General features: G+C 47.6%; 7 protein-coding genes. 5 read left to right on the forward strand and 2 right to left on the reverse strand.

The window, feature by feature from the left end:
• Nucleotide 1: 1 nt before the first annotated feature.
• Nucleotides 2–1579, reverse strand: coding sequence for a fasciclin domain-containing protein (locus tag A4R26_RS20975; RefSeq protein WP_081167964.1), 1578 nt, complete (start codon nucleotides 1577–1579; stop codon nucleotides 2–4).
• 402 nt (nucleotides 1580–1981) lie between these two features.
• Here A4R26_RS20975 and A4R26_RS20980 point away from each other — a divergent pair, with 402 nt between their 5' ends.
• The 4 genes from A4R26_RS20980 to A4R26_RS20995 all read left to right on the forward strand — a co-directional run bounded on the left by A4R26_RS20980 (nucleotide 1982) and on the right by A4R26_RS20995 (nucleotide 10668).
• Nucleotides 1982–6223 (forward strand): hybrid sensor histidine kinase/response regulator transcription factor, encoded by a 4242-nt coding sequence (locus A4R26_RS20980; RefSeq protein ID WP_081167968.1) that lies wholly within the window; start codon nucleotides 1982–1984, stop codon nucleotides 6221–6223.
• A gap of 177 nt (nucleotides 6224–6400) precedes the next feature.
• A complete protein-coding gene (locus A4R26_RS20985) occupies nucleotides 6401–7513 on the forward strand; it encodes an endo-1,4-beta-xylanase (protein ID WP_081167972.1) in 1113 nt (370 codons plus the stop codon).
• 459 nt (nucleotides 7514–7972) lie between these two features.
• Nucleotides 7973–9196: a glycoside hydrolase gene (locus A4R26_RS20990; RefSeq protein ID WP_081167975.1), complete on the forward strand. Its 1224-nt coding sequence runs from the start codon at nucleotides 7973–7975 to the stop codon at nucleotides 9194–9196.
• 995 nt (nucleotides 9197–10191) lie between these two features.
• Complete coding sequence (locus tag A4R26_RS20995; RefSeq protein ID WP_242674974.1) at nucleotides 10192–10668, forward strand: fibronectin type III domain-containing protein; 477 nt, start codon at nucleotides 10192–10194, stop codon at nucleotides 10666–10668.
• Between the two features lie 138 nt (nucleotides 10669–10806).
• Here the strand turns inward: A4R26_RS20995 and A4R26_RS21000 are convergent, their stop codons facing one another.
• Nucleotides 10807–11850, reverse strand: coding sequence for a bifunctional transcriptional activator/DNA repair enzyme AdaA (locus A4R26_RS21000; protein ID WP_081167984.1), 1044 nt, complete (start codon nucleotides 11848–11850; stop codon nucleotides 10807–10809).
• Between the two features lie 250 nt (nucleotides 11851–12100).
• Between A4R26_RS21000 and A4R26_RS21005 the strand changes: the two genes are divergently transcribed.
• Nucleotides 12101–12590, forward strand: a 490-nt coding sequence (locus tag A4R26_RS21005; protein ID WP_165760357.1) for an AAA family ATPase, incomplete at its 3' end; no start/stop codon positions are given.

Here is a 12590-nt window from a genome sequence, read left to right on the forward strand (position 1 = left end):
TTTACGGTCTGGGGAGTAACACCTTACTCACCTTATACACATACCCAACCGCCGGCGTTCCCGGTCCCCTGCTCACCTCAGGTAAGGTAACCGTTGCCACCACACCCGATGCACTCGTTACCGTAGCGCCGCCATTACTGAACACCAGTTGCTGCGTACCGCCGAGATCGGTATTCTTCGTACCCGTTAACCCCGCCGGGGCCAGGTTCTCATTGATGATATGATGCCTGACGATATTACTGAACTGGGTAGCCGTTAATAAAGCGCCGTTGAGCGTTTTCTTTTTTACATCGAGCCCTATTTCCTCGAAGGCTGCATTGGTAGGCGCTAAGAAAGTACCGGTGCGGGTATTTACGGTAAGCGAAGGCATTAACGAGGCGCCCTGTACAGCAGCCATAAAGGACGAGAGCTCGGGATCCATCGTGGCCTGTCCCATCGCGCTCGTCAATGCAGGCGGCGTGATGAATGTATTATTGATGACATGAATGGTTCCGTTGCTGGCAACAATGTCTTTCCTGAGAAAATTGTCATCGGCAAACGCAGGCAGGATGGTTCCGGCTACCGATCGTATCACCCGGGTGCGGTTGATCAGTTCATTGGAGGTTACAACGGTATCGGCAACAAAATAGGCTTCCAGCACCGCTTCGGCATACGAGGGCGACAAAGCCGCAACTTTATCGGTAACACTGTTATCGATACGCGCAAGTGCAGGCGCAATAAATGCATCCAGCGCCTGGTTCGACGGCATCAAAAAAGTGGTCGACAACGGATCGCCGCCCTGGTTGGCGGGCGCCGTGTTCTGCCGATATTCAATAGAAGTATGCACGCCGCTCAGTAACGGATAGGTTTTATAAAAAACAGAATCCATACGACCGTCGCGGTCGCGGTCATAACTATTGAAGCGGTCGAAAGCGCTGTCGGCCGTCAACTGCATCAGCCGGTAAAACGTACTGTTCCTTAGTTCGGGATCGGTCTGCAACACTTCTTCGAGGTTTGGCAGGGGTACCAGCACGGTATTGATACCGTGGATAACGCCATTGGCGGCATCGATATCACGCAGGGAATTCACTACCGGCACGCCATTGATCTTTATGGAGTCGGCAGCAGTTACGTCAATATGCACGAATTTTTTGTTGCGGGTGAGGTACAGCCGTTGCTGATAAGAGGCATAACGCACTTTCAGGTCGTAGTAATACCACATATTATTTACAATGTGGAAACTGAGGATCCTGAAAAGCCTGTCAACCGGAACATCTTCCACCGAACCATACCCGTTACTGCCCAGGTATTTAGAAAAGGCTTCGTCAGTAGGCGCAAAAACGGTGTACAAGCCGCCTTCGCTGATGAATTGAACCAGGTCGGCCCGTTCGAGCCCTTTGGTGAAAATGCTAAATGTGGGATCTGCTTTGAGTTTGTTGTACAGGAAACCGCCCTTGGGATTTTCGTCGCTGTAATATTCTTTGAATCCTTTTTTACACCCGGGGGAGATCAGTAAAATAAATAAGGGGATGGTTAGGATGGGTATACGCGTTCGCGCCACCCACCGTAAGGCGGGTACACCCAATAGCAAGTTGGCCATTCAGCAATCAGTTAGTGGTTAAGCAATACAGTTTTAGGTCGAAGGTGTGGCACACCTCCCTTGTTACCTGTCAAAAGCCACGTAATTGCCGGAGAAACGCTGAAGGCTAACTCGCGCAATACTTTATTCCCAATTAAATGCTGAGATCCCGAAGTTCGCCTTCCGCCTTCCGCCTCCGCCCGCAATTAGTGGTTTAACGGTAACGTTTGTAAATTTCTTTAAAATGGTTCCGGAGCTATGGCACAAATGTTCGTATTACTGTCATAAATGTTCAAATTACAGGTTAAGATGTACCACACTTACGTCAGCCACACAGGAAAAGTGTGGCACATCTTAACTTTATTGTGCCACTGTTAAAAACCGTAACGCAGTTATTTCAATCGTCATTCGTACATTTAAGTAATGAAAGGTGTGACACACTTAAGCCTGCATCACCGGGAAAATGTGGCACACCTGAATTACGATCGCTTTGCCATGGTATTTATAAGATATATATTGTTCTCCCTTTGCCCGTTGTTGTTTTTTACGGCTTCGGGGCAAAAGGCCGCTATAAATTTCACGTCCCTATCGTCGAAAGACGGGTTGCTGTCAAACATCGTCAATACCATTATAAAAGACCGCCACGGGCTCATGTGGTTCGCCACGGACGACGGACTGAACAAATTCGACGGCACTAATTTTACCGTGTACCGCAACATTGCCGGCGATACCAATAGTTTACGGGTGAACGAGATCCTGACGCTGTGTTTAGACAAACAGGGCAATGTTTGGGCAGGCACCAGCGGAGGCGGCTTAAGCCTGTACGATCGTACAAAAGATAATTTCACCAATTTTCCCTACCAGAACGTTCATGGCGGCTTTTCCACCAAATCAGTGATCAGGAGTATCTGCTGCGACCACCGCGGTAAATTATGGATCGCGCAGTTTGAAGGCGTGTATGAGTTCGACCCGGTCACAAAGATCGTGCGCCCCGTAAACCTGGTGAGGCCGGAAGGCGCCAATCGGGTGCGCGTAACGCTTCTTTGTATTTTTGAAGACAGCAAACATCGCATCTGGTTAGGTTCCGATTACGGGCTCTACCTCTACCAGCGGGAATCAGATTCCTTTAAACGGTTCACCCACAACCCGGCCGACCCCAACAGTTTGAGCAGCGATGTGGTGCGAACGATCTCGGAAGACAGCACCGGCAATGTGTGGTTCGGCACTATCGAGGGACTGAATAAATTACCGGCCGGCGAATCGCGTTTAATTCATTACAAAAACACCGGCCCCGACGCCATTGGCATCAACAGCAACGAAATCAATTGCATTGCGGCCGATAAGGAGGGAGAACTGTGGATAGGCACCAACGTGGGCCTGAACAAATTCAACCCGGTTACAAAGGCGGTTTCGGTATTTGAACCCGACGCGGAGAACATTCACAGCCTTACCAGCAAAAATGTACGATGCGCATTTATCGACAAACAGGGTATTTACTGGTTCGGCACTTTTCGCGGCGGCATCAATAAATACGACCGGAACCTGAACCTGTTCAATCTCAAACTCAGCAATACCTTCCAGGAGAACAGCAACAAGGCAGCTATAATTACCTCGCTGGCCGAAAACAGGAACGGGAACGTATTTATAGGTACCGATGACGAGGGCCTGCTTGAATTCGATCGTAAAACCGCAAAGCTGCGGCGGCTCCCCTTTCCGAAGAGCAACAATCTGCCTGTGGCCATCCTGTCATTGGAACCTGCAAGGGATAACCGGTTATACATCGGTTCTTTTGGGCATGGTTTGTATATTCTCGACCCCGCAACAGGCCGTTTGGAAAACCTGAAAAAAGGAACCGGACCCGGCGACCTCAGCAGCAACGATATTTTTTGTTTGAAAGAAGACAGCAAAGGCAATATTTGGGTAGGTACCAATGGCGCCGGGGTGAATGTGATGCAAAATAAAAAAGTGATCGTAAAGTTCAAGCCAAACCCCAATGGCCCCAATGAACATGCAATACCCGTAAACGGGTATACGCGGGCTATTGCGGAAGACCATGACGGCAATATGTGGATCGGTTCACATGGCGCCGGCCTCGCCATGTATAACCCGGCTACCCGCTCGTTCAAAGTATTCACACGCGATAACAGCCGGTTGCCCAGTGATAAGATTGAAGCGCTGTTGTGCGACAGGCATGGCAGTATATGGGTAGGAACCTATGGCGGCGGGTTGAGTTTGTTTGATAAAGCAAAGAACCAGTTTATCAATTTCGGGGAGAAAGACGGACTGCAGAACACCACCATTTACCAGTTGGTGGAAGATCTGCAGGGACGCATCTGGCTTTCAACCAATACCGGTATCGGCTGTTTCGACCTGAACAAAAAAAGTTTTCGCAACTTCAATAACCAGCACGGGATACAGAACAACAATTTTGTACACGGCGCGGGCATCCGGTTGTCTGACGGCACTTTGTTCTTCGGCGGGCTGCAGGGTTTCAACTATTTCGATCCGGCGGCGCTCACCACCAACCGCAATGTACCGGCGGTATTGTTCACCGATCTGAAGATCAGCAACAAATCGGTTATTGCCGGCGACGATTCTCCCATCAGCGAACATATTAGTGTAGCGCAGGAGATCAGGCTCGATTTCAAACAGAATTTTGCGCTGAGTTTCGTTGCGCTGAATTATACCAATCCCAAACAAAACCGGTACGCGTACAAACTCGAGGGGTTCGATAAGGAATGGAATTATACCGGCACTATCAATACGGCATCCTACACCAACCTCGATCCCGGCCGTTATACATTCCGGGTTAAAGCAAGCAATAACGATGGGGTGTGGAGCGTACAGGAGACTACCATAAGAATATATGTAAAACCGCCGTGGTGGGCTACCATTTATGCATACATCTTTTACTTCCTGGTGATAGCGGGTCTGTTGCTGTACAGCCGTTACCGCGCCATTGCGCGGTTGAGAAGAAAATTCGCGATAGAGCAGGAACGCACCGAAGTACGGCGAATGCAGGAACTCGACCGGTTGAAACTCCAATTCCTCACCAACCTCAGTCACGATTTCAGAACGCCTATTTCGCTTATAATGGGACCGGTCGACCAACTGATCAATGAGGAAACCGCCAGGACAAAAACCGATAAACTGCAAATGATCAGGCGCAATGCACGCCGGTTATTGAACCTGGTGAACCAGCTGCTCGATTTCAGAAAAATGGAAGAGCATGAACTGAAACTGCAGTTATCGAAAGGCGAATTTGTGTCATTTATAAAAGAAGTATGTGAATCGTTCCGCGATCTGTCGGAAAGAAAGAACATCAACTTCACCTTCACTTCGCAGATCTCTCAACTGCACACGCAGTTCGACCGCGATAAAATGGAACGCATCTTATTCAACCTGTTATCCAATGCCTTTAAGTTTACGACGGCCGGCGGGGATGTGGGGGTTGAAATTAATACCGCGGAAAAACAGGATGGCAGTGACCGGCAATGGGTGGCCATCAGGGTAACGGATACCGGTATTGGCATTCCGCGCGAAGAACTGGAGAATATCTTCGAACGCTTTACGCAGAACAATACGCCCGAACATATTTTAAACCAGGGAACGGGGATCGGGTTATCGATCACCAAAGAGTTTGTAAAAATGCATGGCGGCACCATCGACGTGGAAAGTATTATGGGCAAAGGTTCGGCGTTCATAATACAAATTCCGTTGAAATTGCCGGCGGAAATGGCAGGTGTGGCACACCCCGCCGTCGAAGCAAAAGAAGGTGTGGCATACCCCGCCGTCGAAGCAAACGAAGGTGTGCCACACCTCGCCGTCGAAGCAAATGAAGGTGTGCCACACCTCGCTGTCGAAGCAAAAGAAGGTGTGGCACACCTCGCCGTGGACTTATCGATACTGCTGATAGAAGACAATGAGGATTTCCGGTTCTACCTGAAAGACAATCTCCGGAACAATTATAAGATCCTGGAAGCGGCAAATGGAAAAGAAGGCTGGCAGAAAGCGCTGTCCTGTCACCCCCGGTTGATCGTAAGCGATATCAGCATGCCCGAAATGGATGGCATTACGCTGGTAAAAAAGCTGAAGGCCGATAAACGAACAAGTCACATACCGGTAATATTGCTAACGGCCATGACCGGTGAGGAAGAACAGTTGCGCGGACTGGGCACCGGCGCCAATGATTATATCACGAAGCCATTTAATTTCGAGGTACTGCATGCAAAGATCAAAAGCCTTCTGAACTTGCAGCGCACCATGCAAAGCGCCTTTACAAAACAAATAAAAGTAGTTGCCCCGGAAGTGCAGTTTGAGTCGGCCGATGAAAAGTTGTTGCAGGAGATAGTGAGCTACCTCGAAAAGAACGTTACCAATTCGCAGTTGTCGGTAGAAGGGCTGAGCAAGGAAGTAGGTATGAGCCGGAGTTCGCTATATTCCAAATTGCTGGAGCTAACCGGTCAGTCGCCCGTTGAATACATTCGTTCTTTCCGGCTCGAAAAAGCGGCGGTGCTGATGGAAAAGAGCAATATGACCATTGCTGAAATTGCATACCAGGTAGGATTTACGACACCGAATTATTTTGCCAGGTCGTTCAAGGCGAAGTACAATATGTTACCGTCGGAGTATATAGCGAGAAATAGGTTGGGAAATGAGAAATGAGAAAGGGAATACAGAATACAGCATACAAAGTCGAATATTGAATGTAGAATATCGAATGCCGAAGTGAACCTAGGGCTTTTGGCTTTAAGCTGTATATATTTCGACATTCGAAATTGAACATTCGATATTCTTCTGTTTACCTCGAATCATATTTCACAAAAACAAATAATATACACAATGACACATCAATATAAATACATCCTGCCAATATTGTTCGTCTTTTTGGTCAAACATACATTAGCGCAAAAAGCCACACAGCCTTCACTCAAACAAACCTTCCGGAACGACTTCCTTATCGGTACCGCACTCAACCCTGCGCAGATCATGGAAAAAGACACGGCTTCGGCGCGGTTGGTTTTGCAACACTTCAATGCCATCACCCCCGAGAACAGCATGAAGGCAACGCACCTGCACCCGGAGAGGGATAAATATAATTTCACTGTGGCCGACCAGTTGGTTGATTACGGAAAAAAACACCATATTAAAATAAACGGCCACACGCTCATCTGGCATAGCCAGTTGCCCAACTATGTAAGAAAAATGAACAATGCCGATTCGCTTCGGCAGTATATGAAAGACCATATCACCACCGTTGCAGGCCGGTATAAAGGAAAAGTATTTTCCTGGGATGTGGTGAATGAGGCGCTGGCCGATGACGGCACCCTGCGCAAATCGGTCTTCCTGCAATTACTTGGCGAAGAATATATAGTAGAAGCGTTCCGGCTGGCACAGGCGGCGGCGCCCGATGCCGAATTATATTACAACGATTACAATATAGAACAGCCAAAGAAAAGAGCGGGCGCCATAGCATTGATCAAAAAGATCCAGGCTGCCGGCGTAAAGATCGACGGCGTAGGCATCCAGGGCCACTGGCGGGCGTCGCACATTCCCCTCACAGCAATTGAACAAAGTATCGAAGAGTTTTCTGCCCTCGGCATAAAAGTAATGTTCACCGAACTTGACCTGACGGTGCTGCCCAATCCCTTCCGCGGCGACAATGCCGACGTAAGCGCCAGAACTGCCAATAGCACCAATGAACTGAACCCCTACCCTGCGGGCCTGCCCGATTCTGTACAGGCAACGCTCAGCAAAGGGTACGAAGACCTGTTCAAATTGTTTTTACAATATAAAGACAAGGTGAGCCGCATCACCTTCTGGGGTGTGCATGACGGCCAGTCATGGCTGAACCATTTCCCCGTGCGCAACCGCACCAATTATCCGTTGCTGTTCGACAGGAACTATCAGCCCAAACCGGCGTTTTATGCGGTGGTAAAACTAAAAGATCTGTAAAGCGCCTCATCGTGTCTAGCACTTTTATGAGGTGCAATTGCACCCTGCAGAACAGGCAAATCTACATTACAACCCGACCTGCAAGGAGCGCATACTCCCGCTGGCAGGGCCGCATCAATGGCGCACCTGGCAGATTTATGCAATGAGACAATTGGACTATATTTTGAGAAGAATGGAAAAGAGCGCGATCAGGATAATTTTCAATTTCTTGTTAAATTTGGTTACGCAAAAGATAACGGCTGCATTGCTTGCCATATGATCAACGATTGAGGTGTTTCCTTCTCACCACTTCATGCTGCCAGGTGTGCCACACTTATTGCCGCGTCGTAAGCGAAGCGTGGCACCCCTTCCCGGCAGGCCAACTGCTGTTCCCAGGCATTTGCATCTGTTTGTGCGGCCCCCTCCCGGCCTCCCCCGGCAGGGGGAGGAGTTTTGTCTATCAACTTTAAAACATTGCCAATGAAAAAAGATCTGATCAGATTACTGACGGTAATTCTATTGCTTTCAGGCTGCGCCAAGAAAGGCAGCCTGCCCCAAAACAACGAAAATCCCGATCCATCGAACCCACCCCGCGAAGAGGCTACGGCTGTCGTAAACGCCGGCACGGTACAACAAAACATCAGGGGATTTGGCGGCGCCAGTATCCGCGGCTGGATCGCAGACCTTACCGCTGCACAACGCACAACTGCCTTCTCAACCAGCGGCATCGGCTTAAGCGTATTGCGCGTACGCGTATCACCCAACAGCTCCGACTTTTCACTCGAAAAGCCAACCATCGATGCGGCCAAATCATACGGTGCTACCGTTATTGCATCAGCGTGGACGGCCCCCGCATCCATGAAAACCAACAACAACCACGTTGGCGGAAAATTAAGAACGGATGCCTATGCCGGTTATGCGGCGCATTTACGCAACTTCTGCACTACAGTAGGCGGCGTAACGGCCATCAGTCCGATCAACGAACCCAACATTACCGTCAACTATGAATCTATGGAGCTTACCGCACCGGAAGTGGCATCCTTTGTGGCCGCTGAAGGCAGCAACTGCGGCGCACCGATAATGGCGCCCGAAACGTTCAATATGGATAAAACGTATATGGACACCTACCTGAACAATGCCACCGCCAGGTCAAAAACAGGGTATGTATGCGGCCATATCTACGGCAAAACGCCCTACACGTATTCGAATGGCAAAGAAGTGTGGATGACGGAACATTACACCAACACCAATAATGCCAATGGCTGGCCAGACGCCCTGGGCGTGGCCAAGGAAATTCACGACTGTATGAATGCCGGGTATAACATGTATGTATGGTGGTATATAAGGCGCAGTTATGGACCGATGGATGAAAACGGCAATATTACCAAACGCGGTTATGTGATGGCGCATTGGGCCCGGTATGTGCGGCCCGGTTATTCAAAAATTTCCTGTACTGCCAACCCCACAAACGGTGTATATGTAACTGCATACAAGAGCGGTTCAAGGGTAGTGATCGTGGCCATCAATCAGAATACAGCCATCACCTATCAGCCGTTCAGCATTACCGGCGCCACCGTTGCCGGTTTCAACAGGTACAGAACAACCAGCAGTGCCAATCTTACTGCAGACAACTTTACGATTTCCAACGGAAGCTTTGGAATTAATTTACCGGCATCGAGTGTGACGACGCTGGTATCATATTAGGTCTATCGTGAAACGGCAAACGTGAAACGGCAAACGTGAAACGACTCGCGAATGTTGAGCATTATTTACGAGCTTGCTGTGATCGAATTTGGATTGACCGGGGCGGGTAAATTGTTGAAAACGGCCACATATACCTAAGCAATAAAAATTATTAGTTTGAAATGTTGCAGTATTATTGGAACTAATACCATTTCCTGTTTGCAGTGATAGTTTTTCATTTATTGCAGTATGATTTTTGTTTGCCAGGTACGTTTTTAATTTATTTCGGTACGCTTTCTGTCAGCGCCTGTTCTGAATAAATTGATTTAGGTTGCTTTCTGTTAGCGTAACTTCCACGCTAACAAGTCTTCTTCATTTTCTGTCAGCGCCGGCTCCGCGCTGACAGATTTTTGTCATTTTCTGTCAGCGCAGGTGCGTTTTCTGTTAGCGCGATCACCGCGCTGACAGATTTCGCTCATTATCTGTTAGCGCGATCACCGCGCTGACAGATTTCGCTCATTATCTGTTAGCGCAGACACCGCGCTAACAGATTTCCCTAGTTTGCTGACAGTTTCGGGGTCCGGGCAAACAAATTTTCACTGATTTCAGTCAGTAAAAATGGCGTATTAATTACTAATGTTAGTGATCAAACGTAAAAATCAATAGGGAAACCCATAAAATACCGGCTTTAAAAGGAAAAAAATCATTTCGATTTTGGAGCCCCTTATATTTGCATTCTACAATCGCGCCCAAAGCTATTCCCAACCATTCAGACTCCCGCAGCATAAAGAGATTGAGTAACCAATACGCAAAAACATTTTATCGGTTCAGTCCTGATTAATAGCATAGCAATTATAGTTTTTAACCCTTAAGGACATTTATGCATGAACCGGATAGTTACTAAATACAAAAAAAACCAAAGTCATATTGCTTTAACAGCCCATCGTGTTTTAGAAAAAATGCCCGGCAATCCGGTGTTCCCCGATCCACCCGCAGCATTGGCTAAACTAGCAAAGGTGCTTCCACAATTTCAGAAGGCGCTTGCTCAGGCAGCAGGGCGCGATAAACATTGGGTATCGATCAAAAATGATAAGAAAATAATCGTGCTTGATCTTCTGGGTAAATTAACCAGCTATGTAACAGATAAAAGTAAAGGGGACAGAACCATAATCCTAAGCAGTGGTTTCGACGCAAATAAGGAACGGAGTAAAACAGGCAGCGAGCCTTTTATTGAGAAACTGGAAGTTAAACTGGGGGCAGCCGGCGAGGCTACAACCATAGCCAGGAATGTAAAAGGCACAAGAGCTTACGCACATCAATATACTACTGAACCGCCCGGACCAAAAACTGAATGGGTTGCGGTAGGCAGCTCTGTCAACAGGTATACTTTCCGGGGACTTACCTCCGAAAAACGGTACTGGTTCAGAATTGTTGCCATAGGCAGCCGCAACCGGAAAGCTTATTCGCCCATTGTGTCGAAGGTGATACAATAATACAATCAATTAATAGCAATCCGCCTTCTCCCCCACACTACAAAACTGTAGGAAGAATTGTATTACCGGGGACTGGCGCACCGGAAGAAAGTAATGGGCAAATGATCTATCACCAAAGAGCAAACGCAATACAGCCGGTTATCCTTTTATTTTCTTCTCGAAGTCGAGCAGCCATTGTTTGCGCCAGATCCCGCCGCCATAACCGGTCAGTGACCCATCTGCCCCGATGATCCGGTGGCAGGGTATCAGGATAGCCACCCGGTTAAAACCATTTGCATTCGCCACCGCTCTTACGGCGCTGGCCCGGTGAAGACTGGCCGCCAGTTGAGAATAAGACGCTGTAGTTCCGAAAGGGATGCTGCGAAGCGCATTCCACACGGATTGCTGAAATTCTGATCCGGGGGTGTGCAATGGAATGGTGAACGTTATTCTTTTGCCATCAAAATATTCCGTCAACTGCTGTTCGAGCAGATCAAAATATTTACTCTCCCCCTGAACGATCGTTGCATTAAGGGAACGGGCAAGCGATTTGAATTCTGTTTCCAGCATTTTCCTGTCGGTAAACTCAAGCAGGCAAATGCCTTCGCCGGTAGCACATGCATACATGGTGCCCAAAGGAGTTTCCAGCCGTTTTAGGTCAATCACCCCCTGCGCCCGGCTTTTATTGGGCGAAACGCCAAATACCTGCTTAAAGGAATCGGCGAACCCGCTTACCGATTCATATCCCGAATCGTATGCAGCGCTGGTGACCGGCTCACCTCCCTGTATTCTTTTGAAAGCAGTATTGATGCGGAACATGCGCTGGTAAGCCTGGAAGGTAATGCCATGATTTTTCAGGAACCATCTCCTGATGGTATTAGGATCGATGCCGCGGTTAAGCAGGTCGGCATCTTTGATCTTTGAACCGGGGTTCTCAGCAATATCTTTCAGGATCTCTCTTATTTGAACAGGCGTTTCATTTAATTTTTCCAACGGGCGGCAAACCTTACATGGCCGGTAGCCTTTGAGGATCGATTCTTTGGCAGAAAAAAAGAAGGTGACATTTTCCCGCTTTGGTTTCCTGGCGGTACAGGAAGGCCTGCAGAAGATGCCGGTGGTTTTCACCGCGGTAAAGAACATTCCCTCAAAGGATTCATCCTTTTCCACACAGGCTTTGTACATGATGTCAAAAGTCAATTCCATAGTTGATTGATCTTGTAAGGCAAAATTAGCCGCACCGCCGGAAGCAGGCAACCGAAAATTTGACAAGTATTTTCGGCCCTATATAAATCAAAAAAAACGGGTCTACCTGCGTAGCCCCCGCTTCCCGCTTACATCAAAAACTGCTTCAAATACAGCATTTTTGCGGCTTTTATGTAAACCAATTACATATTTTGCTATTAAAAATCACTATTATTCGATTTTTTACTAATTTGCAGTTCATTCCTGTATAATGCTTATTTCGCTGAAAATATCAAACTTTGGCTCCATAAAGGATGAGCAGTTATTGTCTTTTGAGGCCACAAAATCAACCCATTTAGAAGATTATTATATAGTCGAGCCTATTAAAGGATTACGTTTGCTGAAATTATGCCTGATCTACGGCGCCAATGCATCTGGCAAAACAACTATATTAAAAGCGCTTGAGTTTTTAAGAGACCTGGTCCTGGATCCTGTAGAAAAGAAGACTGACAATTTGAAATATAACCCATTTTTATTTGACCCAAACACCCCAGGCCAAAATTCAATCCTCAGCATAGAATTTGTTGAAAATAAAACCAGGTACTTTTACGAAGTTGAATTTAATAAACGGGCAGTAATAAGGGAAGAACTTAATTTTTACAACCCCAATAAGGCCAATGTTTTTAAAAGAACAACTGATCTTAATAAACAGTTTTCTGCTATTACTTTTGGAAGCAAAATTAAAACAGATAAGGTTTTTG

It is taken from the genome of Niastella populi, from assembly GCF_002078015.1.
Lineage (GTDB): Bacteria > Bacteroidota > Bacteroidia > Chitinophagales > Chitinophagaceae > Niastella > Niastella populi.